Annotated in this window: 27 protein-coding genes and 3 riboswitches; of the genes, 17 read left to right on the top strand and 10 right to left on the bottom strand. The window is 74.9% G+C overall.

Annotation, left to right across the window (positions count from 1 at the left end; genetic code table 11):
* Positions 1-13: 13 nt before the first annotated feature.
* Positions 14-161: riboswitch (cobalamin riboswitch) on the bottom strand.
* Complete coding sequence (locus ACYU8I_RS16510; protein ID WP_460842923.1) at positions 162-530, bottom strand: hypothetical protein; 369 nt, start codon at positions 528-530, stop codon at positions 162-164.
* Between the two features lie 697 nt (positions 531-1,227).
* Between ACYU8I_RS16510 and ACYU8I_RS16515 the strand changes: the two genes are divergently transcribed.
* The 3 genes from ACYU8I_RS16515 to ACYU8I_RS16525 are packed head-to-tail and all read left to right on the top strand — an operon-like array spanning position 1,228 to position 3,364.
* Entirely contained in the window at positions 1,228-1,392 is a 165-nt protein-coding gene (locus ACYU8I_RS16515) for a hypothetical protein (protein ID WP_460842924.1), read from the top strand.
* Positions 1,393-1,415: 23 nt separating this feature from the next.
* Positions 1,416-2,618 (top strand): precorrin-6y C5,15-methyltransferase (decarboxylating) subunit CbiE, encoded by a 1,203-nt coding sequence (gene cbiE, locus ACYU8I_RS16520; protein ID WP_460842926.1) that lies wholly within the window; start codon positions 1,416-1,418, stop codon positions 2,616-2,618.
* Entirely contained in the window at positions 2,615-3,364 is a 750-nt protein-coding gene (locus ACYU8I_RS16525) for a cobalt-precorrin-4/precorrin-4 C(11)-methyltransferase (protein WP_460842928.1), read from the top strand. The genes cbiE and ACYU8I_RS16525 overlap by 4 nt, the downstream gene beginning before the upstream one ends.
* Here ACYU8I_RS16525 and ACYU8I_RS16530 read toward each other — a convergent pair.
* From ACYU8I_RS16530 to ACYU8I_RS16555, 6 genes are all read right to left on the bottom strand, one after another.
* On the bottom strand, positions 3,337-4,881 hold the full coding sequence (locus ACYU8I_RS16530; protein WP_460842930.1) for a precorrin-2 C(20)-methyltransferase: 1,545 nt from the start codon (positions 4,879-4,881) through the stop codon (positions 3,337-3,339). The genes ACYU8I_RS16525 and ACYU8I_RS16530 overlap by 28 nt on opposite strands.
* Positions 4,878-5,591, bottom strand: coding sequence for a precorrin-8X methylmutase (locus ACYU8I_RS16535; RefSeq protein WP_460842932.1), 714 nt, complete (start codon positions 5,589-5,591; stop codon positions 4,878-4,880). Before ACYU8I_RS16535 ends, ACYU8I_RS16530 begins: the two co-directional genes overlap by 4 nt.
* A complete protein-coding gene (locus ACYU8I_RS16540) occupies positions 5,588-6,526 on the bottom strand; it encodes a nitrite reductase (protein ID WP_460842933.1) in 939 nt (312 codons plus the stop codon). The genes ACYU8I_RS16535 and ACYU8I_RS16540 overlap by 4 nt, the downstream gene beginning before the upstream one ends.
* 103 nt (positions 6,527-6,629) lie before the next feature.
* Positions 6,630-7,223: a helix-turn-helix domain-containing protein gene (locus ACYU8I_RS16545; protein ID WP_460842935.1), complete on the bottom strand. Its 594-nt coding sequence runs from the start codon at positions 7,221-7,223 to the stop codon at positions 6,630-6,632.
* 237 nt (positions 7,224-7,460) lie between these two features.
* Positions 7,461-7,660: riboswitch (cobalamin riboswitch) on the bottom strand.
* A gap of 533 nt (positions 7,661-8,193) precedes the next feature.
* On the bottom strand, positions 8,194-9,192 hold the full coding sequence (locus ACYU8I_RS16550; protein ID WP_460842937.1) for an esterase/lipase family protein: 999 nt from the start codon (positions 9,190-9,192) through the stop codon (positions 8,194-8,196).
* A 52-nt stretch (positions 9,193-9,244) separates the two neighbouring features.
* The gene (locus ACYU8I_RS16555) at positions 9,245-9,532 is read right to left on the bottom strand and encodes a DUF1330 domain-containing protein (RefSeq protein WP_460842939.1); all 288 of its coding nucleotides are present in this window, start codon (positions 9,530-9,532) and stop codon (positions 9,245-9,247) included.
* Between the two features lie 49 nt (positions 9,533-9,581).
* Here ACYU8I_RS16555 and fgd point away from each other — a divergent pair, with 49 nt between their 5' ends.
* The 14 genes from fgd (at position 9,582) to ACYU8I_RS16625 (ending at position 21,663) form a co-directional block, all read left to right on the top strand.
* On the top strand, positions 9,582-10,580 hold the full coding sequence (gene fgd / locus ACYU8I_RS16560; protein WP_460842941.1) for a glucose-6-phosphate dehydrogenase (coenzyme-F420): 999 nt from the start codon (positions 9,582-9,584) through the stop codon (positions 10,578-10,580).
* A gap of 61 nt (positions 10,581-10,641) precedes the next feature.
* Positions 10,642-11,499 (top strand): NAD(P)-dependent oxidoreductase, encoded by an 858-nt coding sequence (locus ACYU8I_RS16565; protein WP_460842943.1) that lies wholly within the window; start codon positions 10,642-10,644, stop codon positions 11,497-11,499.
* 223 nt (positions 11,500-11,722) lie between these two features.
* On the top strand, positions 11,723-11,887 hold the full coding sequence (locus ACYU8I_RS16570; protein ID WP_460842947.1) for a hypothetical protein: 165 nt from the start codon (positions 11,723-11,725) through the stop codon (positions 11,885-11,887).
* Between the two features lie 113 nt (positions 11,888-12,000).
* On the top strand, positions 12,001-12,615 hold the full coding sequence (locus ACYU8I_RS16575) for a CDP-alcohol phosphatidyltransferase family protein (protein ID WP_460842976.1): 615 nt from the start codon (positions 12,001-12,003) through the stop codon (positions 12,613-12,615).
* Complete coding sequence (locus ACYU8I_RS16580) at positions 12,608-13,585, top strand: DUF881 domain-containing protein (protein ID WP_460842949.1); 978 nt, start codon at positions 12,608-12,610, stop codon at positions 13,583-13,585. The genes ACYU8I_RS16575 and ACYU8I_RS16580 overlap by 8 nt, the downstream gene beginning before the upstream one ends.
* Positions 13,582-13,914: a small basic family protein gene (locus tag ACYU8I_RS16585; RefSeq protein WP_460842951.1), complete on the top strand. Its 333-nt coding sequence runs from the start codon at positions 13,582-13,584 to the stop codon at positions 13,912-13,914. Before ACYU8I_RS16580 ends, ACYU8I_RS16585 begins: the two co-directional genes overlap by 4 nt.
* Positions 13,907-14,692 carry a DUF881 domain-containing protein gene (locus ACYU8I_RS16590; RefSeq protein ID WP_460842952.1) on the top strand — a complete coding sequence of 262 codons (786 nt, stop codon included), beginning with the start codon at positions 13,907-13,909 and terminating at the stop codon, positions 14,690-14,692. Before ACYU8I_RS16585 ends, ACYU8I_RS16590 begins: the two co-directional genes overlap by 8 nt.
* A gap of 154 nt (positions 14,693-14,846) precedes the next feature.
* Positions 14,847-15,233, top strand: coding sequence for a glycine cleavage system protein GcvH (gcvH, locus tag ACYU8I_RS16595; protein ID WP_460842955.1), 387 nt, complete (start codon positions 14,847-14,849; stop codon positions 15,231-15,233).
* 156 nt (positions 15,234-15,389) lie between these two features.
* Positions 15,390-15,965 carry an FHA domain-containing protein gene (locus ACYU8I_RS16600; RefSeq protein WP_460842957.1) on the top strand — a complete coding sequence of 192 codons (576 nt, stop codon included), beginning with the start codon at positions 15,390-15,392 and terminating at the stop codon, positions 15,963-15,965.
* A 2-nt stretch (positions 15,966-15,967) separates the two neighbouring features.
* Positions 15,968-16,702: a transcriptional regulator FtsR gene (gene ftsR / locus ACYU8I_RS16605; protein ID WP_460842959.1), complete on the top strand. Its 735-nt coding sequence runs from the start codon at positions 15,968-15,970 to the stop codon at positions 16,700-16,702.
* Positions 16,703-16,807: 105 nt separating this feature from the next.
* A complete protein-coding gene (locus tag ACYU8I_RS16610) occupies positions 16,808-17,281 on the top strand; it encodes a bifunctional nuclease family protein (protein ID WP_460842961.1) in 474 nt (157 codons plus the stop codon).
* 198 nt (positions 17,282-17,479) lie between these two features.
* Complete coding sequence (locus tag ACYU8I_RS16615) at positions 17,480-18,091, top strand: MerR family transcriptional regulator (protein ID WP_460842963.1); 612 nt, start codon at positions 17,480-17,482, stop codon at positions 18,089-18,091.
* Between the two features lie 86 nt (positions 18,092-18,177).
* A riboswitch (glycine riboswitch) is annotated at positions 18,178-18,266 on the top strand.
* An 89-nt stretch (positions 18,267-18,355) separates the two neighbouring features.
* Positions 18,356-21,211: an aminomethyl-transferring glycine dehydrogenase gene (gene gcvP, locus ACYU8I_RS16620; RefSeq protein ID WP_460842965.1), complete on the top strand. Its 2,856-nt coding sequence runs from the start codon at positions 18,356-18,358 to the stop codon at positions 21,209-21,211.
* On the top strand, positions 21,208-21,663 hold the full coding sequence (locus ACYU8I_RS16625) for a DUF3817 domain-containing protein (RefSeq protein WP_460842967.1): 456 nt from the start codon (positions 21,208-21,210) through the stop codon (positions 21,661-21,663). Before gcvP ends, ACYU8I_RS16625 begins: the two co-directional genes overlap by 4 nt.
* Before the next feature lie 3 nt (positions 21,664-21,666).
* Here ACYU8I_RS16625 and ACYU8I_RS16630 read toward each other — a convergent pair whose 3' ends face one another.
* The 3 genes from ACYU8I_RS16630 to ACYU8I_RS16640 all read right to left on the bottom strand — a co-directional run.
* Positions 21,667-23,052 carry a metallopeptidase TldD-related protein gene (locus ACYU8I_RS16630; RefSeq protein WP_460842969.1) on the bottom strand — a complete coding sequence of 462 codons (1,386 nt, stop codon included), beginning with the start codon at positions 23,050-23,052 and terminating at the stop codon, positions 21,667-21,669.
* The gene (locus tag ACYU8I_RS16635; protein WP_460842971.1) at positions 23,052-24,569 is read right to left on the bottom strand and encodes a TldD/PmbA family protein; all 1,518 of its coding nucleotides are present in this window, start codon (positions 24,567-24,569) and stop codon (positions 23,052-23,054) included. The genes ACYU8I_RS16630 and ACYU8I_RS16635 overlap by 1 nt, the downstream gene beginning before the upstream one ends.
* Positions 24,570-24,616: 47 nt before the next feature.
* Positions 24,617-26,690, bottom strand: a 2,074-nt coding sequence (locus tag ACYU8I_RS16640; protein WP_460842974.1) for an SbcC/MukB-like Walker B domain-containing protein, incomplete at its 5' end; no start/stop codon positions are given.

Here is a 26,690-nt window from a genome sequence, read left to right on the forward strand (position 1 = left end):
CGCTCGTCGCCAGCTGGTGGGGCGCCGCGAGGCCGGTCTTCGGACTTCGTCGGGCATCGCACGCGTACGACGCCGGCGTCACCGCAGCGGGCCTGTGCCGGACTCGCACCGGCTTCCCAGATTCTCCCCGTCACCGGGGCACCTCGTGGCTGGGTTGGAGGCTATACGCCCGGGCCCGTGCGGCAGTGCTCGCCCACCGCGGGTCGCAGCATCGCGACCAGCTGCACGCCGAACGCCGCGACGAGCGCGAGCCCGCGCAGCAGCGTCGGGTCGCCCGCGATGGTCGCCGTCGCGAAGGAGAACAGCCCCAGGGCGCCCCACACCAGGAGCACCCACCGGGCGACGTGGCTGTGCCAGCGGGCGATGCCCCACAGCAGCACGAGGCCCGCGGCGAGCCACAGCCACCGCACCCAGCCGGTGCCCTCCGGGTAGACGACCAGCACCAGCTGGCCCAGCAACCCCGCCAGCGCCAGCACCAGCGCGACCAGCACGGCCGGCTCCAGCGCCCCCGCCGCCTCCCGCTCCGCCACGCGCCCACCCTAGAGACTCCGCGCCCCGGCCGATGCTCCCCGAGGCAACAGCGCAGCGAGCCACGACGGGGCGGCCCTTCGTGACGCCCGCTCGTCCCTCGCGGGCTCCTCAGGGACCGGCGCCTGAACGCGCTCCCTGAGGTGCGAGCGCAGCGAGCCACGGAGGGGTGGCCCTTCGTGACGCCCGCTCGTCCCTCGCGGGCTCCTCAGGGACCGGCGTCTGAACGCGCTCCCTGAGGTGCGAGCGCAGCGAGCCACGAAGCGGCGGCCCTTCGTGACGCCCGCTCGTCCCTCGCGGGCTCCTCAGGGACCGGCGTCTGAACGCGCTCCCTGAGGTGCGAGCGCAGCGAGCCACGAAGGGGCGGCCCTTCGTGACGCCCGCTCGTCCCTCGCGGGCTCCTCAGGGACCGGCGCCTGGACGCGCTCCCTGAGGTGCGAGCGCAGCGAGCCACGAAGGGGCGGCCCTTCGTGACGCCCGCTCGTCCCTCGCGGGCTCCTCAGGGACCGGCGCCTGGACGCGCTCCCTGAGGTGCGAGCGCAGCGAGCCACGAAGGGGCGGCACGTGGGATCGGGGCCTGGACACCGCTCCCTGAGGTGCGAGCGCAGCGAGCCACGAAGGGCGGCTCGGCAGTGCCGCGGCCGACGAGATGCGGGGCCGGCGGCGGTCGGTCGACGACGAACGGGGTAAGAGCAGGGGATGACGACCATCCCGGACCCGTCCCCGACGCCCGCGACCGACCCGGCCACCGACCCGGTGCCGGGGCCCGACCCCGACATCGTGCCGCCAGGGGAGGACCCGGGCGTGACGCCCGACGTCGAGCCCGACCCGGTGCCGGCGACGGAGCCCGTGCCGCCGGCCTGAGGGCCCCTGCCTAGGGTGCTCGCATGCCCGCCCCCGACGACCGCCGCGTGCGCGTCGTCGGGATCGAGGCCGACGGGGCGATGTCGCGCGCCGGCCGCGACGCGGTCGAGGCGGCCCTCGTCGTCATCGGTGGCGAGCGCCACCTCGCGCTGCTCCCGGCCGTCGACGGCCAGCAGCGCCTGCCGTGGCCACGGCCGTTCGACGCCGCCGTGGTCAAGGAGCACCCCGGGTGCGTGGTGCTGGCGAGCGGCGACCCGCTCCGCTCGGGCGTCGGTACGACGCTCGTGCGACGTCTGGGGGCCGCGCGCGTCGAGGTGCTGCCGGCGCTCTCGTCGGTGAGCCTGGCGCGGGCCCGGCTGGGCTGGTCGGCCGAGGAGACCGCAGTCGTCTCGCTCACGAAGGGCCGTCCGCACGCCCTGCTGAGCGAGCTGGCCCCCGGTCGGCGGGTGCTGGTGCTCGCCGCAGACGCCGGCACCCCCGACGTCGTCGCCGCCCTGCTCGTCGAGCACGGCTGGGGCGCCTCGGTGCTGACCGTGCTGGGCGACCTCGGCACGTCGCAGGAGAGCCGCCGCAGCGCCACCGCGTCCACGTGGACGGGCGACGCCCCCGACCTGCACGTGCTCGCCGTCGAGGCCGCGGGCGGTCCCGGCCCGGGCTGGGCACCCGGCCTGCCCGACGACGCCTACGAGCACGACGGCCAGCTGACCAAGCGTGACCTCCGTGCCAGTGCCCTGAGCCGCCTCGAGCCCCGTCCCGGGCAGCTGCTGTGGGACGTCGGTGCCGGGGCCGGCTCCGTCGGCATCGAGTGGCTGCGCGCCCACCGCCTCGCCCGGGCGGTCGCGGTCGAGCGCGACCGCGAGAGGGTCGACCGCGTCCTCCGCAACGCCGAGCGGCTCGGGGTCCCGCGGCTGCGGGTGGTGCACGGGCAGGCGCCCGACGCGCTCGCCGACCTGCCCGACCCCGACGCCGTGTTCGTCGGCGGGGGAGCAACCGCGCCCGGACTGCTCGACCTGTGCCGAGGCCGGCTGCGCCCCGGTGGGCGGCTCGTGGTCCACGGCGTGACCCTGGAGACCGAGCGGGTGCTCGCCGACGCCCGTGCCGCCCACGGCGGCGAGCTGACCCGTCACGCCGTCGAGACCGCCGCGCCGCTCGGGTCCTTCACCGGCTGGACGCCCGCCCGCGCCGTCACTCAGTGGGCCTGGACCAAGCCGCAGGAGCAGCCGTGACCGTGCACTTCGTGGGCGCCGGACCCGGCGCCGCCGACCTGCTCACCCTCCGTGCGGTCCGGCTGCTCAACGCGGCTGACGTCGTGCTCTACCCCGGCACCTACCTCGATGCCGAGGTGCTCGGGCACTGCCGGGACCACGCCGAGCTGGTCGACACCCAGGCGATCGACCTCGACGCGATGGTCGGCGTGATGGCCGACGCCCACGCCGCGAGCCGCAGCGTCGTACGCCTGACCAGCGGCGACACCAGCCTCTACTCCGCCGTCGCCGAGCAGACCCGCCGCCTCGACGCCGCGGGCGTGCCGTGGGAGGTCGTGCCCGGGGTGCCGGCGTACGCCGCCGCGGCCGCGCGGGTGGGCCGCGAGCTCACCGTGCCGCTGCTCGCGCAGTCGGTGGTGCTGACCCGCGCCCAGGCCCGCTCGACCGAGATGCCGTCGACGGAGTCGCTCGAGGCCTTCGCCGCGACCCGCGCCACCCTGGCCGTGCACCTCGCGATCACGCGGATCCGCGACGTGGTCGCCGCGTGCGCGCCGTCGTACGGCGACGACTGCCCGGTGGCCGTGGTGTTCCGCGTCAGCCAGCCCGAGGAGCAGGTGCTGCTCGGCACGCTGGCCGACATCGCCGGCCAGGTCGAGGCCGCGGGCCTCAAGCAGGCCGCCGTGGTGCTGGTCGGCTGGGCGCTGGCCCGTGACGCGGGTCAGGCGGGGGAGTCCTGGCTCTACTCGGCGGGCCGCGACCGGTCCTGACCCACCGACCTCGCCGTCCAGACCCGACCGGCCGCGTCGACCGAGGTGCCGGCGGCACCCACGACGAGCAGGCACTTCATGTCGATCTCCTCCGGGTCGAGCGCGGCCAGGGTGGTGACCGTCAGCGACTCCTCCGCGCGGCCGACGTCGCGGCCGACGACCACCGGACGGTCGGCGGGCAGCACCTCGAGCAGCACCTTCTGCATCTGCGCCACTTGCTCGCGGCGTGAGCGCGAGGCGGGGTTGTAGACCGCGAGCACCAGGTCGGCCTCCGCGATCGCCCGCAGCCGTGCCTCGACCACCGACCACGGCTTGAGCCGGTCGCTGAGCGACACCACGGCGAAGTCGCCGCCGATCGGGGCGCCGGCCCGGGCCGCGACCGCCTGCACGGCGCTGACCGCGGGCAGCACGCGCACCGGCACGTCGGGGAACTCCTCGGCAGCCTCGAGCACGGCGGCGGCCATGCCGAAGACACCGGCGTCGCCCCCGGAGACCACCGCGACCCGCTCGCCGTCGCGTGCCAGCGACAGCGCCAGCCGGGCGCGGTCGAGCTCGACGGTGTTGCCGGAGGAGTGCCGCGTGAGCCCGGCGCGCTGCGGCACGCGGTCGACGTACGGCGCGTAGCCCACGACGTGGTCGACCTCGCCGAGCGCAGCGCTCACCTCGGGCGTCAGCCAGCGGTCGGGGCCCGGCCCGAGCCCGACGACCAGCAGCTCGGCGGCCCGCGTCACCGGCTCGGTCACGGGCAGCGCGGCCTCCGTCGGGGCCGCGGGGGCGTGTCGGGAGCCGCGGGTGTCGCCCGCGACCACGACGAGGGAGAAGTAGGGCACCTCGGCCGGGTCGACGTCGGCCACCGGCAGCCGGCGCTCCTCGTGCATCGAGGCCCGCTCGACGTAGACCGCGTCGTCGAGCCGGCCGGCGGCCTCGAGCGCGCGCCGTACGGCGGGGAAGGTGCGGCCGAGCTTCATCACGACCGCCGCGTCGGTGTCGGCCAGCCGGCGGGCGAGCTCGGGCTCGGGCAGGGTGCCGGGCAGCACCGTCAGCACGTCGGTCTGGCGCGCCAGGGGCAGCTGCGCGGCGGCGGTGGCGGCGGCGAACGCGGGGACGCCGGGCACCACCTGGGTCTCGAAGTCGTCGGCGAGGCGGTCGTGCATGTACATCGCCGAGCCGTAGAACAGCGGGTCGCCCTCGGCCAGCAGCACCACGTCACGACCGGCCTGGAGGTGGGCGCGCAACCGCGCGGCGGACTCGGCGTAGAAGTCGGCGATGGCGCCGGCGTACCCGCCGGGGTGGTCGGTGCTTCCCGTCGTGACGGGGTAGCGCAGCTCCTCCTCGACCTGCTCCGGGCGGATCAGGTCGGCGGCGATGCGGCGGGCGTGGGACCTCTTGGTGACGCCCGCGTGGTAGGCCACGACGTCGGCCTCGCCGATCAGCCGGGCTGCCTTCAGCGTGACCAGCTCGGGGTCGCCGGGACCGAGCCCGACGCACGAGAACCGGCCGGGACGCGGCCCGCTCACTCGGCCTCCTGCGCCAGCGCGTTGACCGCCGAGGACGCCATGGCCGAGCCGCCGCGGCGGCCGCGCACCGTCACGAAGGGCACGTCGATGCCGTGGGTGTCGGCGAAGGCGACCAGGGCGTCCTTGGACTCCGCGGCACCGATGAAGCCGACCGGGCAGCCGACGATGGCGGCCGGTCGGGGTGCGCCGTCCGCGAGCATCTCGAGCAGGTGGAACAGCGCGGTCGGGGCGTTGCCGATCGCGACCACCGCTCCCTCGAGGTACGGCGCCCACAGCGACACCGCGGCCGCCGTACGGGTGGTGCGCCAGGCGCGCGCCAGCTCCGGCACCCGGTCGTCGGTGAGGAAGCAGCGCACCTCGTTGTCGGCCGGCAGTCGTCCGGCGGTCACTCCCATGGCGACCATGCGCGCGTCGCACAGGATCGGGGCGCCCGCGGCGAGCGCGGCCCGGCCGGCGGACGCCAGCCGGGGGTGGACGACGAGGTCGGGCACGAGGTCGACCTGGCCGCTGCCGTGCACCATCCGCACCGCGACCTTCTCGGCGTCGGCCGGTACTCGGTGCAGCTCGGCCTCGGCACGGATCGTCGCGAAGGAGTCGACGTAGATCGCCGGGCCGTCCTTGACGTAGTCGAAGCGCGGCGTCGGCGGGTGCAGCTCGCCGACGGTGCCGTCGGGTCGGAGCGCGGTGGGACCGGTGTGGGTGCTGGTCATGACGGCTCCTCGGGGACTGCTGGGTCGTGGGGGTCGACCTCGCGCGCGACGAGCACACCGTGCCACGGGGTCACGACGAGCTCGTCACCGCGTGCGGCGAGCCGCGCCACGAGGTCGGGGGTGAGCACGCCGCCGGGGACGGCCACGTGGGCACCGCCGTGCGGCAACGCCGCGGTGCGCACGTGGGTGCGCGGGTCACGGGGGTGCTCCGCGGTCAGCGGCTCGGGAAGCTCGTCGACGTGCCACGGCGCCGCCGGGCCCTCCCCCCGTACGGCGACGAACCGCGCGGCCAGCGCCACCAGGGCGCTCGCGGCCGCGCCGAGCGGGACCACCTCGCCCCAGCCGTCGCGTCCGTGGCGCAGCTGGACGGTGTGGGCGTCGAGTGCGACGAGGCCGAGGTCGGGGCCCCGGCGCACCAGCCCGGTGAGGTCGACCAGGTCGCCACGGCCGTCGTCGAGGACGTGCAGGAAGCGTCCGGGGAGCGCGCCGAGCGTCGGCACCGCGCGCAGCAGGTCGTCGAGCTCGTCGGCCACCGGGCGCAGGTCGGCGCGACCGCCGCGCAGGCCCGTCAGCGGGGAGACCATCACGTTGCGGGCGACGTCGTGGGCGCGGCTCGGCAGCACCCCGGTCGCCTCGATCTCGGCGACGACCTCGTCGGGCAGCCGGTCACCGTCGAGCGGCAGGCCGCGCAGCTGCAGGTTGGCGCGGGTGGTGAGGTGGAGGTCGCCGTCGCCGTGGCGCGCCGCGACGGCGGCGAGGGCGCGCAGCTGGGCACCGGTGGTGCGACCGCCGACCAGCCGGACCCGCACGAGCGCCCCGTCGCCAGCGGGCCAGGGGCGCAGCACACCAGGGCAGAGGTCACCGCGGGTGCGGTCAGCAGGGGCCGGTCCGGCAGCCGGTCCGGCAGCCGGTCGGGACGGGGACGGGAGGGGCATCGAGTTCCTCGAGGCGGTGGAGCGCGGGCACGCGGTCGACGGTCGTGGCCGGGTCGCTCGCGGCGGCGCGAGAGTAACAGGCGGCGGGGTCGTGCAGCAGGGGTCAGGCGTCGGCGTGCGGGGCGTCCTCTCCCGGCCGCGCCAGCAGCGCGCCGGGGTGGGCCCACCGCGGACGGAAGTCCGGGTGGGCGGCGTAGGCCCGGGTCAGCAGGCCCAGCGTCACGTCGTCGGGCACGGCACCGACCTGCAGGTCGAGCAGCAGGTCGTGCAGCGCCCGCAGGCCGGCCTCGGCGCGCTGGTCGTCGGGTCCGCCGGGAGCGTGGCCTGCGTGCTCGCGCCGGAAGGTCGCAGCCACGACCTCCTCGGTCAGCCGCTCGGAGACGAAGGCCGCGAACTCCTCGTCGAGGGCGAGCTCCGCGTGCTCGATGGAGTCCTGGCCGTCGTCTCCCAGGCCGTGCAGGAGCCAGCCCGGCACGACCCGGTGGCGCTCGTCGCGGGCGACGAGGCCCCCGGCGACGAGCTGGTCGACCGTGCGGGCCACCGCGCCGCGGGCCAGGCCGGTGGCGGAGACGAGGTCGTCGAGGCGGAGCGGTCCGGCGGCGAACGCGACGGCCTGGAGCACGCCGATGCCCCGGTCGAGGTGGTCGCGCCCGACGGCACGCCGGACGGCGCCGACGTACTGGCCGTCGATGCTCACCGGACCCCCCTGGTGCGCCACCTCGTCGTGGTGCCGCGGGGCTCGTACCCACCCTTCGGTGCCTGGTGCACGTGTCCCGGACAGTGGTCGTGCTGGCGTCATCGGCTCTCTCCTCGCGAGCGATCCCGGGCCGGGGACCCGGGGGAGGAGCGACGACACGACCCCGGCGTACGACCGGAGCGCCCGTGCGACCCACCCTCGAGGTCCTCGACGTGACCGGGCACGGCGTGCCCGGCTGCTGGCAGGTCTTCGGACTCGCGGGCCCCCGGGTCGCCTGGACGTCCCGGACCTACTGGCCGTCGCTTCCCACGTCGTGGTGACGCAGTGCTCGTGACGGCGGTCGTTCCCACTCACCGCTGCGGGGCAGTGCCGGACTCGCACCGGCTTCCCTCTTGCCCCGGGCTCGCGCTCCTCGTGACGTGCTCACCCGGACCAGCGCCGCCACCGTACCCCGCCGAGGGGTCGTTCGCGGACGGCCGAGGGGTCACTCGCGGACGGCCGAGGGGTCACTCGCGGACGGCCGAGGGGTCACTCGCGGACGGCCGAGGGGTCACTCGCGGACGGCCGAGGGGTCACTCGCGGACACCCGAGGGGTCACTCGCGGACACCCGAGGGGTCACTCGCGGACACCCGAGGGGTCACTCGCGGACACCCGAGGAGTCACTCGCGGACACCCGAGGAGTCACTCGCGGACGGTCGAGGAGTCACTCGCGGACGGTCGAGGGGTCAATGGACGGCCGATCCACGGTCAGGGACTGACCTCTGGGCGGTCAGGGACTGACTCCTGGGTAGCCAGGGGCTGACTTCTGGGCGGTCAGGGACTGACTCCTGGGCGGTCAGGGACTGACTCCTGGGCGGTCAGGGACTGACTCCTGGGCGGTCAGGGACTGACTCCTGGGCGGTCTCTCGTGACGGAAGCGTGACCGTCGTCACCCTGTCCCCGGCCGCGCGCGACCGGGACATCGCGGCCTCAGCCGGCGTACGCCGGCAGCGCGGGCTCGGTGGGCACCTGCGGCGAGGTGGCGACGGCGCGCGTGACCTGCGCACCGACCCGGGCGACCTGGGCCGGCAGCGTCGCCCGGTCGACGCCCGGCATGACGTCGCGCAGGCAGACCGAGCGCGGGATGCGTGCCGCCCTGGCGGGCCCGTCGTTCACCAACGCGTCGCGGACGACGGCGTGGCCGACGGGGTCGGTGGTGCCCATGGAGAGGTGCTCGGCGACGTGCACGGGGCACACCTGCTGCACGGCGACCTCGCTGTAGGCGCCGTCGCCGTCGCGCAGCCCGGAGGCGGGTCGCGGCGGCAAGTTGGGCACCACGACCTCGTCGGTGACGGTGTAGACGACCGTGTAGTCGATGCCGGCGAAGCGGTCGGGGCCGGCGTTGAGCGCGGCCAGGAACCGCGCACCGGTGCGTTGCTGCCAGAAGGCGGGCGGGCACGACGTCTGGCACAGCAGCTGGCTGTCGAGGGTGCCGTAGCTGGACGGGTCGATCCCGACCAGCTCGTCGACCATGGCGCGGGTGTCGGGCCAGTACTTCAGCGACCAGCGCGGCACCATCCCGCCCTGGCTGAACCCGACGACGTCGATCGGCCGGCCGGCCCGGGCGTGCATCGCGCGGATGGCGAACGTGACGTGCTCGGCGGCTACGGCGATGTCGTCCATCGCGTCGCGCGGCAGGTCGACGGTGCACCAGGGCCGGCCCTCGGCGGCGAACGCGCGCTCGTAGTTCCAGTCCCAGTTGGTGGCCGCCGTCAGCGTGGTGCCGTGCACCAGCAGCGTCGGGGTGCGGGCCGCGAGGTCGCCGTGGCAGCTCAGCGAGGCCGCCAGCGCGTCGGCCGGCACGGAGTACGCCGGCCCGCTCGCCGTGGCGTCGCCCGTCGCGGCCCGGGCGGGCGCGAACGCCCCGAACGGGAGCAGCAGGAGCAGCAGGCCGAGCAGAGCACCGAAGGTCGCGCGGGGTCGCCTCATGCCGGGTGCAACGACCGTCACGCCCGGACGTGACGGTCGTCGCAGGGCACGCTCAGGCGCCCTCGACGATGCGCATGTCGCGCACGGCGCCGTCGCCGAGGGCCCTCAGCGCCTCCTGGTACGGCGCCCCGTCGTGCGCGGCCTGCGCGGCCCCGACCGAGTCGAAGGCGATCAGGACGCTGCGCTCGTGCACGCCCGCCTCGAAGACCTGGGTGGGCAGGCCCCGGGCGAGGAAGGTGCCACCCGCCTCGCGCAGCGCCGGGCCGGCGAGCTCGGCGTACGCCTTCACCTTCGCCTCGTCGGTGATCTCGCGGTACAGGCTGATCCAGTAGGCAGTCATGGGAGGCATCCTGCCGCGCGCCCGGGAGGCGGCCTGACAGGGTGGGCCCATGCGCATCGGCTACAAGGCCTCCGCCGAGCAGTTCGGCCCCCGCGAGCTCGTCGACCTCGGCGTCCTCGCCGAGCAGACCGGACTCGACAGCGTCTGGCTCTCCGACCACTTCCAGCCGTGGCGCCACGAGGGCGGGCACGCACCGTACGCCCTCGGGGTGATCGCCGCGCTCGGCGAGCGCACCGAGCGCGTCGTCCTCGGCACGTCGGTCCTGACGCCGTCGTTCCGCTACAACCCCGCGGTGCTCGCGCAGGAGCTGGCGACACTCGGCTGCCTGCACCCCGACCGCATCGTGCTCGGCGTCGGCTCCGGCGAGGCGCTCAACGAGGTCGCCGCCTCCGGCGCGGCGTGGCCGGAGTTCAAGGAGCGCTTCGCCCGGCTCCGCGAGGCCGTGCGGTTGATGCGCGCGCTGTGGGCGGGGGAGAAGGTCAGCTTCGAGGGCGACTTCTACCGCACCGACGAGGCGACGATCTACGACCGGCCCGAGGGCGGCGTCCCGGTCTACGTCGCCGCCGGCGGGCCGATGGTCGCGCGGTACGCCGGTCGGGTCGGCGACGGCTTCATCTGCACCAGCGGCAAGGGGATGGACCTCTACACCGACAAGCTGCTGCCGTCGGTGGTGGAGGGCGCCGGCAAGGCCGAGCGCGACCCGGCCGGGATCGAGCGCACCATCGAGATCAAGGTCTCCTACGACCGCGACCACGAGCAGGCCCTGGAGAACTGCCGCTTCTGGGCACCGCTGTCGCTGACCGCGGAGCAGAAGCACGGCATCGACAGCCCCACCGAGATGGCCGAGGCCGCCGACGCGCTGCCGATCGAGCAGGTGGCGCAGCGCTGGATCGTGGCCAGCGACCCGGCCGAGGTGGTCGAGGCCGTCAGGCCGTACGTCGACGCGGGCTTCGACCACCTCGTGCTGCACGCCCCCGGCCACGACCAGCGCCGCTTCCTGACGCAGCTCGGCGAGGACGTCCTGCCGGCGCTGCGCGACCTCGGCTGAGCATCCCGGGAGGGACGGCTGGGTACGTGGCGGGCTGCCGACCCCTCACATCGGAGACCTGGTGCCCGACCTTCCCCGCACGACCGTCCTCGGCCTGGGCACCATGGGCGCCGCCATGGCCCGCAACATCGCCGCGGCCGGCATCCCGCTCACGGTCTGGAACCGCAGCGCCGACAAGGCCGAGGCGCTCGCCGACGTCGCCACCGTCGCCGGGTCGGTCGCCGAGGCCGTCACCGGGGCCGACGTGGTCCTCACCATGCTCTTCGACGCCCAGAGCGTGCTCGAGACCATCGAGCAGGGCGAGGGGCACTTCGCCGAGGGCGCGGTGTGGCTGCAGCAGAGCACGATCGGCGCCGAGGGCTCCGACTGGGCCACCGACTGCGCGGCCCACCTCGGCCTGACCCTGGTCGACGCCCCCGTGCTGGGCACCAAGCAGCCCGCCGAGCAGGGCGAGCTGGTGGTGCTGGCCGCCGGGTCCGGGGCCGTTCGCGAGCGGGTGCGCCCCGTCCTCGACGCCGTCGCGAAGCGCACGCTGTGGGTGGCCGACACGCCCGGTGCGGGTAGCCGCCTCAAGCTCGTGTGCAACGCCTGGCTCGCCACCGTCGTCGAGGGCACGGCCGACTCGCTGCTGCTCGCCCGCGAGCTCGGCCTGTCGCCGGCGCACTTCCTGGAGGCGGTCTCCGGCAGCGCCATCGACGCGCCCTACGTCCAGCTCAAGGGCCAGGGGATGCTCGACGGGGCGTTCGACCCGGCGTTCGCCCTGGCGGGCGCCCTCAAGGACGTCGACCTGGTGCTGGCGGCGGCCCACGAGGTCGGAGCCGACCTGGCCGCGCTGCCCGGGGTGCGCGAGCACCTCGCGCGCGCCGTGGAGGACGGCCACGGCGACCTCGACATGTCCGCGACCTGGAAGTCGCACTGACCGCCCTGCACCCACTCGCGGGGCGAGGCGTGACGCGCACGGCGGGCCACTGGTCCAGCCCGGCGACACGACGTCGACGCCCGCGCGGCCACGACGCGTGACCGCGGGCCCCCGGTCGGCCCAGAATCAGTGGTCCTTTCTGACTATCTCGCGCGTGTCTGCCGTCCGGGCAAAACAGACAAGGCGTCTCATGGTCTGACAGGACCCACGAGGGGAGACCACGATGATCACGACCGAGGCAGCGCTGTACGGCGCGGCTCGCGCCGGCGCCGCGCTGCTCGACCACGCCGCCCACGCCACCGAGCCGCTCGCGACCTGCGGCTGCGGCCAGGAGCTCGCCGGCGTCCGCCGCCAGCACTGCCCGCGCTGCGGCTGCTGCCTGAACTGATCCGACGCCCGCCGCCGGTAGGCTCCACGCGTCGGACGAGGAGGCGAGCGGTGAACGGGCACGAGCGCGGGCAGCGCGCGGAGCAGGCGCGGGCCGAGCGGTCCGGCCCGGTCGTGTCGACCCGCGGTGCCGTCTGGACCGTCCCCAACCTGATCTCCATGGCGCGCCTCGCCGGCGTCCCGCTGTTCCTCTGGCTGGTGATCGTCCCCGAGGCCGACGTCTGGGCCCTCGTGGTGCTGATGGTCTCCGGCTTCTCCGACTGGCTCGACGGCTACCTCGCCCGGCGGCTCGACCAGATGTCCGAGCTCGGCCGGATCCTCGACCCCGTCGCCGACCGGCTCTACATCCTGGCGGCCGTCGTCGGCCTGCTGTGGCGCGACATCATCCCATGGTGGGTGGCGGTGATCCTGCCGGCGCGCGACGCCTTCTTGTGGTTGCTGGTGCCGTTCTTGCGCACGCGCGGCTACTCCTCCCTCCCGGTGCACTACCTCGGCAAGGCCGCCACCGCCGCGCTGCTCTACGCCTTCCCGCTGCTCTTCCTGGGTGACGGCGAGGGCCCGGTGGCCACCCTCGCGCTCGTCTTCGGCTGGGCGTTCGCGCTGTGGGGGATGGGCCTGTACTGGTGGGCGGGCCTGCTCTACGCGTGGCAGGTGCGCGTGCTGCTGGCCACCACGCCGCGCCGCCCCGCCCGCACCGCGCCCCGCGAGGAGGGGGCCCGCGGTGGCTGAGCCGGGCAGCCCCCCGGCCCCTGCGACGGCCCCCGGCGCGGCCCCTGCGCCGGGCCCGGGCCCGGCGCGCCTGGAGCCGCGGCTGCCGCCGCAGGCGACCATGGGCCTGCTCGAGTACCTCACCGCCCACGCCCTCGACGAGGACTACGCGTACGCCGCCGAGCGGCGCCGCGCCCAGCACGACCCGCAGCCGTCCGCCGATCGCAGCGGTCGCCACGTCGGCCCGGGCCGCTCCCGCCGGCGCCTCGGGTGGCGCGGCGCGGTCGCCCTGGCTGCGTTCACCCTGCTCGTCGTGGTGGCCGCCGCCCGCACCTCGCAGGGAGCCGCCGCCGACGCAGCGCAGCGACAGCAGCTCGCCGAGCAGGTGGTCGACCAGCGTGACCGGCTGGCCGCCGAGCGGGCGCGGCAGCGTGCGCTCGACGCCGAGGCCTCGCGGCTGCAGCGGGCGCAGCTCGCCGGCGACGAGTCCGCGACCGGGCTGCGCGAGCGGGTGGAGCGCCTCGGCGGGCTCGCCGGCACGCTTCCCGTGCGGGGTCCGGGGACGGAGGTGCTGGTCGACGACGCGCCCGGCAGCGACTCCGACCGCACCCGCGTGCTCGACACCGACCTGCAGCGGCTGGTGAACGGCCTGTGGGCCGCCGGCGCCGAGGCGATCTCCGTCAACGGCGAGCGGCTGACCAACCTGTCGACGATCCGCATCGCCGGGAGCGCCATCACGGTCAACAACCGCGGGCTGCGGGCGCCGTACCGGCTGCTGGTGCTCGGCGACCCCGACACGCTGCCCGCGCGCTTCGCCGAGACGGCGAGCGGTCAGGCATGGTTGGACCTGCAGCGCCAGGTCGGGCTGCGGCTCGGGTTCACCCCGTCCGAGTCGCTGCGGCTGCCCGCCGCCAGCCCGACGCTGCGCTTCGCCACCCCCGTCCGCGACCGGGGTGCCGCCCAGGCCGACGAGGAAGGACCCACCCGATGATCGCCGTGCTCGGGCTCGTGGTCGGGGTGCTGCTCGGCCTGTGGCTGACCCCCGACGTGCCCATCGGCCTGCAGCCCTACCTCCCGATCGCGGTGGTCGCCGCCCTCGACGCGGTGCTCGGGGCGCTGCGCGCGTTCTTCGACGGCATCTTCGACGACAAGGTCTTCGTGATCTCGTTCGTGAGCAACGTGCTCATCGCGGCGCTGATCGTGTTCCTGGGCGACCAGCTCGGCACCGGCGCCCAGCTGCAGACCGGCGTCATCGTCGTCCTCGGCATCCGCATCTTCTCCAACGTCGCCGCCATCCGTCGCCACCTCTTCCATGCCTGACCGCGAGCCCCGCAAGGGCGAGCCCGAGGCCATCCCCGAGCCGACCCCTGGCGCCCCGGTCGAGGGTCGTGACCGGTTGCGACGGGCGCTGCTGCGCGGGTCGCGCGGCCAGCTCGTGGTGGCCGTGCTGGTCGGCCTGCTCGGGTTCGCGGCGGTGACGCAGGTCCGGCTCGCCGGCGCCGACGACGACTACTCCGGGCTCCGCGAGTCCGAGCTGGTGCAGGCGCTCAACGGCCTGCAAGCCGCGTCGGCCCGCGCCGAGCGAGAGATCGCCAAGCTCGAGGAGACCCGGCAGCGCCTCACCAGCGACACCGAGGCCCGCGACGCGGCGGTCGAGCAGGCCCGCGGTGAGCTCGACGCGCTCGGCGTCCTCGCCGGCACCCTCGCCGCCACCGGGCCGGGGATCCAGGTCACCGTCGACGACCCCCGGGGCGAGCTCAACATCAACGACCTCCTCGACGCCGTCGAGGAGCTCCGCAACGCGGGCGTCGAGGCTATGGAGATCAACGACCGGGTCCGGGTGATCGCCCAGACGTCGTTCGAGCCCGACCCCGCGGGCATCCGGGTCGACGGCGTGGCGCTCGAGCCGCCGTACGTCATCGACGCCATCGGCGACCCCGACACCCTCGAGGGCGGCCTGGGGTTCGAGGGCGGCTTCGTCGACGACGTCGAGCTCTCCGGAGCCCGGGTGACGGTCGAGCGCCTCGACGAGGTCTCCGTCGAGGTCACCCGCAGCCCGGCCGAGCCGGAGTACGCCCGACCGGCGCCCGGCGACTGACCACCGGCGACTGACCACCGGCGACTGACGAGCAGCGACCGACGACCGGCACCTGCCACCCGGCGGCGGGCGTCCGGCGTCCCGGGCAGCGCTAGGGTCCATCCGACCGGACCACGCAGCCGGACCACGCAGCCGCCGAGAGCAGGGAGCCCCCGTGTCCTTCCCGACCGACCTGAAGTACACCGCCGAGCACGAGTGGGTGCGCGAGCCCGGCGAGACGGAGGGGGCCGTGCGCGTCGGCATCACCTCCTTCGCCCAGGACGCGCTGGGCGACATCGTGTTCGTGCAGCTGCCCGAGGTGGGCGAGAGCGTCAGCGCGGGCGCCGTCGTCGGCGAGCTCGAGTCGACGAAGTCCGTGAGCGAGGTCTACGCCCCCGTCGGCGGCGAGGTCGTCGCCCGCAACGAGGCGCTCGACGCGACCCCCGAGCTGGTCAACACCGACCCCTACGGCGAGGGCTGGCTATTCGAGGTGGTCCCGGACGACAGCGGCAGCTCCGACCTGCTCGACGCCGAGACCTACCAGGCCGGTCTGGACGCCTGAGACGACCGACCCGTCGGACGCGGGAGCGCGGTCCGCGCTGGTAGCGTGGAGCCAACCCTCAGCCTCGACCACGGCTTGAGGGTTGCCCCACCTCGGTGGGACCCCAGCCCGACCCGTCACCAGTCGCACCACCAGCCGTCGGAGGAGACCCCCGAGATGCCTTTCTGCTCGCAGTGCGGCAGCCAGAACGCCGACAACGCGCGGTTCTGCTCCCAGTGCGGCACGCCGCTGGCGGCGGAGCCGACGCCGTCGGGCGGCCAGCCGGGCGGACAGCCGGGCGGACAGCCGGGCGACCAGCCGGGCGACCAGCCGAGCGACTCGACCGCGACCATCACCTTCGGCGGTGCCTCGGCGGCCAAGAACGAGCCGACCGAGCGCGCCGCGCTCGCCCCGGCCGACGCGGCGGCCGTCGACGCGCTGCCCGCCGGCAGCGCCCTGCTCGTGGTGCAGCGCGGTCCGGGGGCCGGCAGCCGCTACCTCCTCGACACCGACCTGTCGACGGTGGGCCGCCACCCCGAGAGCGACATCTTCCTCGACGACATCACCGTCTCGCGCCGCCACGTCGAGTTCCGGCGCGACGGTGACTCCTTCCGGGTCCACGACATCGGCAGCCTCAACGGCACCTACCTCAACGGCGACCGGGTCGACGAGGTCCGCCTCGCCAACGGCGACGAGGTCCGCATCGGCAAGTTCCGCCTCATCTTCTTCGCCAGCGACGCGAAGGTCGGCTGAGCGTGCGGCAGACCGCTCGGATCACGATCGGGCAGGCGGTCGCAGACCTGAAGTCGGAGTTCCCGGACGCCGACATCAAGGAGTCGAAGATCCGCCACCTCGAGCAGGAGGGGCTCGTCCAGCCGGAGCGGACGCCGTCGGGCTACCGCAAGTACTCCGTCGACGACATGGAGCGGCTGCGCTACATCATCCGGGCCCAGCGCGAGGCCTACCTGCCGCTGAAGGTCATCAAGGAGCACCTCGAGGCCCACGACCGTGGCCTCGAGCTGCCCGCGATGGGCGGCGGTCTGGCCGCGCAGCCGACCGTGCCAATCGGGCTGTTGTCCAACCCTGCCCCAGGGGTGGAGTCGCTGCTGGCTGGCAACGGAGACGTCCGGGTCTCGCGGCTCGAGCTGCTCAAGACCGCCGAGATCGACGAGTCGCTGCTCGAGCAGATGGAGACCTTCGGGCTGGTGCGCACCCGCTCGGGGTCGCAGCACTACGACGCCGACGCGCTCGTGATCGCGAAGGTCGTCGGCGAGCTGGCGGCGTACGGCCTCGAGCCGCGGCACCTGCGGGCGTTCAAGACCGCCGCCGACCGCGAGATCGGCCTGGTGGAGCAGGTCGTCACCCCCATGCGGCGCAGCCGCGAGGAGGGCGCCGAGGGCCGCGCGGCCCAGGCGATGGACGAGCTCGCGGTGCTCTCCGTGCGCCTGCACGCCGCACTGGTCAAGGCCGGCCTGCGCTCGCTGCGCTGACCTGACCGGCCCCGTGGTGGGTTCGCGACGGCCCTGCGGCGGACCGGCGACGGCTCGCCGGGTCGCCCCTGAGCCGGCTCGCGGCGCGAGGGCTACGCTGGGCGGGTGCGCGAGGTCGAGGTCGTCGGGGTCCGGGTCGAGATGCCGTCCAACACGCCCCTCGTGCTGCTGCGCGAGGCCGTGGGGGAGCGCTACCTGCCGATCTGGATCGGGGCCGTCGAGGCCACCGCGATCGCCTTCGCCCAGCAGGGCGTGGTGCCGCCGCGCCCGCTCACGCACGACCTGCTCCGCGACGTGCTCGAGGCCACTGGCAACGCCGTCGAGGAGATCCGGATCACCGAGATGAAGGACAACGTCTTCTACGCCACGCTCGTGCTGGCGTCCGGCGTCGAGGTCAGCGCCCGGCCGTCCGACTCGATCGCCCTGGCGCTGCGCACCGGCTCCCGCATCGTCTGCGACGAGCAGCTGCTCGAGGACGCCGGCATCCTCGTCCCCGACGAGCAGGAGGACGAGGTGGAGAAGTTCCGCGAGTTCCTCGACCACGTGACCCCCGACGACTTCGAGGAGGGCACCCAGTAGCGGTGCCCCTATCCTCAACCCTCAGGTCGAGGTTGAAGGTTCGGCCGACACGCCGCGCGTGTCTTTGACGGCCCCGGGGGCCAGGTCTACGGTCATGAGTGTCGTCGCTGTAACTCCACGACTGCCACACGCCCGCGTGTGACCCAGCGGTCCCTCCCCGGAGCCACTCCCAGCGACCCTGACGAAGCGGAGGAAGCTGTGGGCACCAAGGATCGTGACGCGACGGCGTCGCACGACGAGCAGGCGGCCCTCACCGCCGCGCTCGAGGCCGACGAGCAGGGCCTCCTCTTCGACGACGACGTCTCCCCGCTGCCCGCCGACCAGGGCTACCGCGGCCCCACCGCCTGCGCCGCCGCCGGCATCACCTACCGCCAGCTCGACTACTGGGCCCGCACCGGCCTGGTCGAGCCCACCGTGCGCGGGGCGAGCGGCTCCGGCACGCAGCGCCTCTACGGCTTCCGCGACATCCTGCTGCTCAAGGTCATCAAGCGCCTGCTCGACGCCGGCATCTCGCTGCAGCAGATCCGCACCGCCGTGGCCCACCTCCGCGCCCGCGGCACCGACGACCTGACCCGCGTCACCCTGATGAGCGACGGTGCCAGCGTCTACGAGTGCACGAGCAACGACGAGGTCATCGACCTCCTCCAGGGCGGGCAGGGCGTGTTCGGCATCGCCATCGGCGGGGTCTGGCGCGAGATCGAGGGATCGCTGGCCGACCTGCCGTCCGAGCGCACCGAGGACGCCGAGGCTGCCGACGCCACCGCTGCCGACGAGCTCGCGCAGCGACGCCGCGCCAAGGCCGCCGGATGACCCCTGCTCGCACCCGCTCCACCGCACCGCCCCCGTCGCGTCATTCGCAACACGACGGAGGCGTTCGCTATGGTGGACGGGCTGATCAACCCCGCGAGGGAGAGTCCGGTCCGACCGGCGCCGAAGGGGCAACTCCTCCCACCAACCTCTCAGGCACCAGGACCTCGCGGACTGGCACCCAGGAGTCCGCGCCACGCGCGAGGCGACTGGGGGGAGGCGACTCACCGCGCAGTCCGGTAGCCCGCCTCGTCCTCCAGGAGTGACATGTCAGCCCCGCTCGCCAGCCCGCAGCCCGACCCGGTGCGCCCCTTCGTCGAGCGCCACGTCGGACCCGACGACGACCAGGTCGCACGCATGCTCAAGGCGCTCGACCTCGGCAGCCTCGAGCAGCTCATGGACGACGCCGTCCCCGGCCGCATCCGCGCCGGCGCCCTCGACCTGCCGCCGGCTGCGAGCGAGCGGCGTACGGCGGCCGAGCTGCGCGAGCTCGCCGCGATGAACAACCCCCTGGTGCCGATGATCGGCCTCGGCTACCACGGCACCGTCACGCCGCCGGTGATCCGTCGCAACGTGCTGGAGGACCCCGCCTGGTACACCGCCTACACGCCGTACCAGCCCGAGATCAGCCAGGGCCGGCTCGAGGCGCTGATCAACTTCCAGACGATGGTCGCCGACCTCGCCGGACTCACCACGGCCAACGCCTCGCTGCTCGACGAGGGCACCGCGGCGGCGGAGGCGATGACGCTGGTGCGTCGCGCCGAGCGCAAGGCCACCGGCCCGTTCGTGGTCGACGCCGACGCGCTGCCGCAGACGATCGCCGTGGTCGAGACCCGGGCCCGCGCCATGGGCATCGAGGTCGTCGTCGCCGACCTGTCCGAGGGCCTGCCCGACGGCCCGGTGACCGGTGCGCTGGTGCAGTACCCCGGCGCGTCCGGACGGGTGCTCGACCCCCGGCCCGTCATCGAGGCAGTCCATGCCCAGGGTGGTCTGGCGGTGGTGGCGGCCGACCCGCTGGCGCTGACCCTGCTCGAGGCGCCGGGCGAGCTCGGTGCCGACGTCGTGGTCGGCTCCTCGCAGCGCTTCGGCGTGCCGTTGTTCTACGGCGGCCCCCACGCCGGCTTCATGGCCGTCCGGAAGGGCCTCGAGCGGCACCTGCCCGGGCGCCTGGTGGGGGTCTCGGTCGACGCGCACGGCAAGCCGGCGTACCGCTTGGCGCTGCAGACCCGCGAGCAGCACATCCGCCGTGACCGCGCGACCTCCAACATCTGCACCGCCCAGGTGCTGCTCGCGGTCGTCGCCTCGATGTACGCCGTCCACCACGGCCCCGACGGGTTGCGTGCCATCGCGCGCGCCACCCACGCCCACGCCGTGCGCCTGGCCGGCCTGCTGCGTGCCGGCGGGGTCGAGGTCGTGCACGAGCACTTCTTCGACACCGTGCTCGCCCGGGTTCCGGGCCGCGCCACCGAGGTCGTGGCGGCCGCCCGCGATGCCGGGATCCACGTGCGCCACGTCGACGACGACCACGTCGGCGTCTCGACCTCCGAGGTCGTCGACGACGACGTCGTCGACCGGGTGGCCGGGGCCTTCGGCGTCGCGGCCGACGTCGAGGTCTCGCAGGAGCCGGCGCTGCCGCCGGCGCTCGGCCGCACGACCGACTTCCTCACGCACGAGGTCTTCGACAGCCACCGCTCCGAGACCTCGATGCTGCGCTACGTCAGCCGCCTCGCGCGACGCGACTTCGCGCTCGACCGCGGCATGATCCCGCTCGGGTCGTGCACCATGAAGCTCAACGCCACGACCGAGATGGAGCCGGTCTCGCTGCCGGGCTTCGCCGACCTGCACCCGTTCGCCCCGGCGGAGGACGCCCAGGGCTATGCCCGGCTGATCGGCGACCTCGAGGGCTGGCTCGCCGAGGTCACCGGCTACGACGAGGTCTCGGTGCAGCCCAACGCCGGCTCCCAGGGCGAGCTCGCCGGGCTGATGGCGATCCGTGGGTACCACGAGGCCCGTGGTGACGCCGCCCGCGACGTCTGCCTGATCCCGTCGTCGGCCCATGGCACCAACGCCGCCTCCGCCGTCATGGCCGGCATGCGCGTCGTGGTGGTGAAGTCGGCCGACGACGGCTCCGTCGACCTCGACGACCTCCGGGCCCAGTGCGAGGCGCACCGCGACGACCTCGCCGCCGTGATGATCACCTACCCCTCGACCCACGGCGCCTACGAGGACACCATCACCGAGCTGTGCGAGCTGGTGCACGAGGCCGGCGGTCAGGTCTACGTCGACGGCGCCAACCTCAATGCGCTGCTCGGCTACGCCAAGCCCGGCGAGCTCGGCGGCGACGTCTCGCACCTCAACCTGCACAAGACCTTCTGCATCCCGCACGGCGGCGGCGGTCCGGGCGTCGGTCCGGTCGGCGTGCGCGAGCACCTGGCTCTCTACCTGCCCAGCCACCCGGCGCACCCCGACCCCGCCCGGCGCGACGGCATCGGCCCGATCAGCGCGGCGCCGCACGGCTCGGCCGGCATCCTGCCGATCTCGTGGGCCTACGTGCGCATGATGGGCGGCCCCGGGCTGACCCAGGCCACGGCGGTCGCGGTGCTGGCGGCCAACTACGTGGCGGCGCGGCTCGAGGAGCACTTCCCTGTGCTCTACCGCGGTCACAACGCCCACGTGGCGCACGAGTGCATCCTCGACCTGCGCCCGCTGACCAAGGCGAGCGGCGTCAGCGTCGACGACGTCGCGAAGCGCCTGGTCGACCACGGCTTCCACGCCCCGACGATGAGCTTCCCGGTCGCGGGCACCCTCATGGTCGAGCCCACCGAGAGCGAGGACCTCGCCGAGCTCGACCGCTTCTGCGACGCCATGATCGCCATCCGGCGCGAGATCGCCCAGGTCGAGGCGGGGGAGTGGAGCGCCGAGGAGTCCCCACTGCGTGGCGCACCGCACACCGCCGCCGCGCTCCTCACCGGTGCCGACCACGCCTACTCGGCCGAGGAGGCGGCGTACCCCGGCGGGCGCGTCGACCCCGACAAGTACTGGCCGCCGGTCGGCCGCATCGACCAGGCGTACGGCGACCGCAACCTGCAGTGCGCCTGCCCACCTCCCGAGGCCTTCGCGTGAGCCCGCACCGGCTGCACGGCCTGCTCGCGCGCGCGGAGGTGGTCACGTGGACCGTGCTGCTCTTCGGCATGGTGCTGAAGTACGGCACCGGCACCACCGAGCTGGTGGTCCGGATCGGCGGTGGCCTGCACGGCTTCGTGTTCCTCGCCTACGCCCTGGTCACCGTGCTCGTGGCCGTCGACGCCAGGTGGTCGACCGGTCGGCTCGTCGCCGGTCTCGGGTCGGCCGTGGTGCCCTACCTCAGCGTCGTGTTCGAGCGGTCGGCGGCGCGCGCCGGGGTGCTCCCGGGGCGGTGGCGGCTGCGCGCCGAGCGCGGCCGCGGGCCGGTCGAGCGGCTGGTCGGCGCCGCGCTGAGAGCGCCTGTGCCCGCCGGCCTCGTCGCGCTCGTCGTGCTCGTGCTCGTCTTCAGCGGCCTGCTGGCCGCCGGCCCGCCCACCGAGTGGGTCGGCTGAGCCTCAGAGGGCCTGGCTCACCGAGCTCATGTTGAAGTCGGGCACCCGCAGGGCCGGGGTCGCGGTGCGCGAGAAGTTGTCCTCGCCCCACTCGCGGCTGAAGCTCGGCACGGTCTCGCCGGCGTGGCTGAAGCGTCGCAGCAGGTCGAGCGGGCTCTCGTTGAAGCGGAAGTTGTTGACCGCCCCGGTGATCTCGCCGCCCTCGACGCGGTAGACGCCGTCGCGGGTGAGGCCGGTCAGCAGCAGTGACTGCTCGTCGACCTCGCGGATGTACCACAGGCACGTGAGCAGCAGGCCGTCCTCGACCTCGGCCGCGAGGTCCTGGGCGGTGCCGGCGCCGCCGGCGACCTCGAGCACGAGGTTGTCGATGCCAGGCGTGACGGCCTGGCCGGTCTCCGCCGCCGTGCGGCGCGTCTGCATCAGGGCGCGCAGCTCGCCGTCGGCGATCCACGCGGTCGGCTCGAGCGGCAGGCCGTTGTCGTAGACGCTGCCGTAGGCCGATGACGCCCCGTTGACGACGAAGGGCTCGCACTGGAGGGGCGCGCGACCGGGGTCGGACGACCAGGTCACGTCGTCGCGCACCAACCGCTGGCCGATCCGGGTGCCACCCGAGGGGTCGGCGAAGGGGCCGATGCCGTCGGCGGCATGACGCGCCGCGGCGTTCCAGTAGGCCAGCACGAGCAGGTCGGAGACCGCCGTCGGCGGCAGCACGGTGTCGTAGCGCCCTGCTGGCAGGTCGACGCGGCGCTCGCCCCAGCCGATGCGGGTGGAGAGCTCGGCCGCCATGGCCGTGGCGTCGACGTCGGCGAAGTCGCGGCTGGCGCCCCCGACCCAGGCGCTGGTGGTCAGGGCGGCGTCCTTGCCGGTGCAGCCGTAGTGGCCGGTGGGCTGCTCGTGGCGCAGTCGCAGGCCGGTGGAGGAGCCGAGGTAGGTGGTGCGGACCTCGTGGAAGACGAAGCCGTAGAGCAGCCGCGACCCGGCCTCGGCCTCGCCGAACGCCTCACCGAGCTGGCGGGCGAAGGCGTCGAAGACGGCGATCGAGGTGGTGCCGGCCGGGTCGTCCCAGTCGGAGGCGGCCTCGCCCTCGACCAGGTCGGCCCGGTCGTCGGCAGGCTCCGCGACGGCAGCGGCCGCGTCGGCCTGGGCGACCAGGGCTCGCACCTGCTCCACGGAGGCCACGGAACCGCTGACCGAGGCGTTGCCGGCACCCTGGAAGGCGACCACGGTGACGTCGATCGAGTGCATCGCGCCGTTGGTCGTCAGGGTGTTGATCGCCCAGCGGAGGTTGGCGGAGTGCGACTCCTCCACGACCACCACGCAGTGCTCGGAGGTGCTCGCCGCCAGCGCCTGCTCGACCAGGTCCTGGGGGGAGGTGCGTCGGGTGCTCATCAGGCCGTGCCCTCCACGGAGGTGTTGAGGATGCGGACGCCCCGGAACAACGCGGCGGGGGTGCCGTGGCTGACCGCCGCGACCTGCCCGGGCTGCGCCTTGCCGCAGTTCATCGCGCCGCCGAGGACGTAGGTCTGGGGGCCGCCGACCGCCTCCATCGAGCCCCAGAAGTCGGTGGTCGTCGCCTGGTAGGCCACGTCGCGCAGCTGGCCCCGCAGCTCGCCGTCACGGATCTCGTAGAACCGCTGGCCGGTGAACTGGAAGTTGTAGCGCTGCATGTCGATCGACCACGACTTGTGGCCGACGACGTGGATGCCGCGCTCGACGCGGGAGACGAGGCCGGCGACGTCGGGGCCGTCGGGGTCGGGCTGGAGGGACACGTTGGCCATGCGCTGCACCGGGACGTGGCCGGGGGAGTCGGCGTAGGCGCAGCCGTTGGACCGGCCGCCGTTGAGGTCGGCGCCGTAGGTGTGCGCCATGGCCCGGTCGAGCTGGAAGCCCACGAGCACCCCGTCGCGCACGATGTCCCAGGCCTGCGTCTGCACGCCGTCGTCGTCGTAGCCCACGGTCGCGAGGCCCGCGGGGTCGGTGCGGTCGCCGGTGACGTGCATGACCGGGGAGCCGTACTGCAGGGAGCCGAGCTGGTCGAGCGTGGCGAACGAGGTGCCGGCGTAGCTGGCCTCGTAGCCCAGTGCCCGGTCGAGCTCGGTCGCGTGGCCGACCGACTCGTGGATGGTGAGCATGAGGTTGTTGGCGTCGATGACGAGGTCGTGGTCGCCCGCCTCGACGCTGGGGGCGGCGAGCTTGTCCCGCAGCAGGCCGGGCAGCTGCGCGCGTTCGCCGTCGAAGTCGAACGACCCGTCGCTCAGCGCCTCGTAGCCGCGGCCGACCGGTGGCGCCAGGCTGGCCATCGAGTCGGAGCGTCCTGAGGCACGGTCGGTGGCGTGCGCCTCGAGCATCGGCTCGAGCCGCACCCGCTGCTGGGTGATCGAGGACCCGGCCAGGTCGGCGTAGAACTTGTTCTCGTGCACCTGCTGCAGGCTGGCGGTGGCGTGGTCGACGCCGGCGGCGAGCAGCTCGCGGGTCCACCCGCCGAGCAGGGCGGCCTTCTCGGCCAGCGGCACCTCGAGCGGGTCGACCTCGTAGGCGCCGACCCAGTGCACGTCGGCGTACGTCGGCTCGGGCGCGAGCTCGACCGGTCGCGTCGTCATGGCGCCGGCCACCTGGGCGACGTTGACCGCCGCCTCGGCGACCCGGACGGCCTCGTCGACGGTGAGCTCGACCCCGGAGGCGAAGCCCCAGGCGCCGCGGAGCACGACCCGGACGGCGAAGCCGAGGTCCTCGCCGTCGGCGGCACCCTCGAGCGCACCGTCGCGCACCGCGAGGTGCTGGGTGCGCACGCGCTCGAGGCGGAAGTCGGCGTGCGTGACGCCGAAGTCACGGGCGCGCTCGAGCGCTGCGTGGGCGAGGCGCTGCAGCGGCAGCTCGAGGAACCCCGGATCGATCTCGCGTGCCATTGCTCGACCCTAGGCCGTGGCGCGGAGGGGCGTGTCGTCGGACCCGCTCATCCCGCGTGGACCGCCCCGGCGACGGTGGACCCGTGGCGTCCCTTGCGGACCTCGAGCTGGGCAGGGACCCGCGCCCGGAGCTCGGCGACGTGGCTGACCAGCCCGACCACCCGACCGCCGTCACGCAGGCCGTCGAGCACGTCCATCACGGCGTCGAGGGTGTCGCTGTCGAGCGCGCCGAACCCCTCGTCGACGAACAAGGTCTCGACGGTCGTGCCGCCGGCCTCCTGCGCGACCGTGTCGGCCAGTCCGAGGGCGAGGGCGAGCGAGACGACGAAGCTCTCACCGCCGGAGAGCGTGGCGGGGTCACGGCGCGTGCCGCTCCAGTCGTCGCGCACCCGGAGGCTGAGGCCCCCACGCTGCTCGCCGGCGCCCTTCTCCTCGGCGTGCTCGAGCGCGAACCGGTCGTCGGTCATCGCGGTGAGGCGGACGTTGGCCGCCGCCACCACCTGGTGCAGCCGCTCGGCGAGCACGTAGCCGGTCAGACGCATGCGCAGCCGGTTGTCGGGGCTGGTGCCCTCGACGAGGGAGCTGAGGCCAGCGAGCGAGCGGTGGCGCTCACGCAGCGGGTGCCAGGCCTCGAGCGCGGTGTCGAGGTCGGCGCGCAGGACGCCGACCCGGTGCTCGCGGTGCTCGGCGGCGCGGCGCGCGCCGACTGCCTCCTCGTGCGCCTCGACGTGGGCGGCGAGCCCGGCGCGGGTCGCGGCGACGTCGGGACGGTCCTGGGCCATCGCCACGACGACCTCGGCGTCACCGAGGACACGGGTCGCGTCGGCGTGGTCGCGGTCCCACGTCGCGACCTGGTCGCGAGCCCGGGACGCCTCGTCGTCGTCGAGCACGGCGGCGAGGGCGGCGTCGACGTCGGCGAAGCCGGCCTGCGTCGCGGCCGCGTCGGCGGTCTCGCCCGCCTGGCGAGCCGTCGCGGCGGCCGTGTCGACCGCGCGCTCGAGCGCGATCAGGTGGGTGAGCCGCTCGCAGCGCGCCGCGAGGTCGGCGACGAGCGCAGCGACGGAGGCCGGCCGGTCGTGGGACCGGTCGTCGGCTGCCTCGTCGGCTGCGTCGTCGGCTGCGTCGTCGTCCTCGTCCTGGGACGAGAGCAGGGTGGACAGCGCGGCGGCCAGGCCATCCTGCTGGGCCCTCAGCTCCTCGAGCGCGACCTCGCGCTCCGCCAGCGCCGCGCGGGTCCGACCGAGGTCGTCACCGGCACGCTCGAGGACCGGGCGCAGTCGGTCGAGGGTCGCGTCGAGGGCGTCGAGGCGGGCGGCGGCGCGTCGGGCCCCGGCCACCGCCGCGTCGGCGCGCTCCCGGGCCTCGGACCAGCCGGCGAGGTCGTGGCCGGCGCTGCGGGCCTCCCACGCGGCGAGCCGGGCGCGGACGCCCGCGACGCCCTCGTCGGCGGCCAGGCGGGCCGACTCGGCGGACTCGAACGCCTCCAGCGCGGCGTCCTCGTCGTCCTGGCCGACACCGGCGGCACGGCGGGCCGGGGCGGGGTGGTCGGTGCTGCCGCAGACCGGGCAGGAGCACCCGACCGCGAGTCGTGTGGCGAGCTCGGCCGCCGCCCCCTCGATGCGGGCCTGACGCGCGTCGAGGTGGGCCGAGCGCAGCCGCAGTGCCGTCGCGGCGAGGGCCTGCTGCTCGGCGACGACGCGGCGCAGCTCCTCCCGGACGAGCAGGGTCTCGCGCGCGGCGGACTCGCCCGCAGCAGCGCGAGCGGCCTCCGCGACCAGGGCGTCACGCGTAGCGACCACGCCCAGCAGAGGCTCGCGCTCCGACTCGGCGCCTGCCACCTGCCGCCGGGACCTGTCGGTCTCGGCCTCCAGGGCGGCGACTCCGTGCCGCAGCTCGTCGGCCTCCCGGCGCAGGTGCTCGCGCCGCGCCTGCACGGCGCGCAGCTCGGCCTCGCGCGGGAGCCAGCCCCGGGCCTCGCCGTGGCGTCGGGTGAGGTCGGCCCGCGCGGCCTCGAGCCCGTCGCAGGACCGTGGCGCGGCGGGCTCTTGGCCGCGGGCGCGGTCGCGGTCTCCTGCCGCCCGGCGCAGCGCCTCGTCGGCGTCGTGGCGCCGGCGGGCGTGG

It is taken from the genome of Nocardioides marmoraquaticus, from assembly GCF_054777915.1.

Coding starts and splice junctions, on each gene's coding strand:
- ACYU8I_RS16515 (WP_460842924.1), top strand. CDS start 1,228: ATGACGACCATCCCGGACCCGTCCCCGACGCCCGCGACCGACCCGGCC.
- cbiE (WP_460842926.1), top strand. CDS start 1,416: ATGCCCGCCCCCGACGACCGCCGCGTGCGCGTCGTCGGGATCGAGGCC.
- ACYU8I_RS16535 (WP_460842932.1), bottom strand. CDS start 5,591: ATGACCAGCACCCACACCGGTCCCACCGCGCTCCGACCCGACGGCACC.
- ACYU8I_RS16540 (WP_460842933.1), bottom strand. CDS start 6,526: ATGCCCCTCCCGTCCCCGTCCCGACCGGCTGCCGGACCGGCTGCCGGA.
- ACYU8I_RS16550 (WP_460842937.1), bottom strand. CDS start 9,192: ATGAGGCGACCCCGCGCGACCTTCGGTGCTCTGCTCGGCCTGCTGCTC.
- ACYU8I_RS16555 (WP_460842939.1), bottom strand. CDS start 9,532: ATGACTGCCTACTGGATCAGCCTGTACCGCGAGATCACCGACGAGGCG.
- fgd (WP_460842941.1), top strand. CDS start 9,582: ATGCGCATCGGCTACAAGGCCTCCGCCGAGCAGTTCGGCCCCCGCGAG.
- ACYU8I_RS16570 (WP_460842947.1), top strand. CDS start 11,723: ATGATCACGACCGAGGCAGCGCTGTACGGCGCGGCTCGCGCCGGCGCC.
- ACYU8I_RS16585 (WP_460842951.1), top strand. CDS start 13,582: ATGATCGCCGTGCTCGGGCTCGTGGTCGGGGTGCTGCTCGGCCTGTGG.
- ACYU8I_RS16590 (WP_460842952.1), top strand. CDS start 13,907: ATGCCTGACCGCGAGCCCCGCAAGGGCGAGCCCGAGGCCATCCCCGAG.
- ACYU8I_RS16600 (WP_460842957.1), top strand. CDS start 15,390: ATGCCTTTCTGCTCGCAGTGCGGCAGCCAGAACGCCGACAACGCGCGG.
- gcvP (WP_460842965.1), top strand. CDS start 18,356: ATGTCAGCCCCGCTCGCCAGCCCGCAGCCCGACCCGGTGCGCCCCTTC.
- ACYU8I_RS16630 (WP_460842969.1), bottom strand. CDS start 23,052: ATGAGCACCCGACGCACCTCCCCCCAGGACCTGGTCGAGCAGGCGCTG.
- ACYU8I_RS16635 (WP_460842971.1), bottom strand. CDS start 24,569: ATGGCACGCGAGATCGATCCGGGGTTCCTCGAGCTGCCGCTGCAGCGC.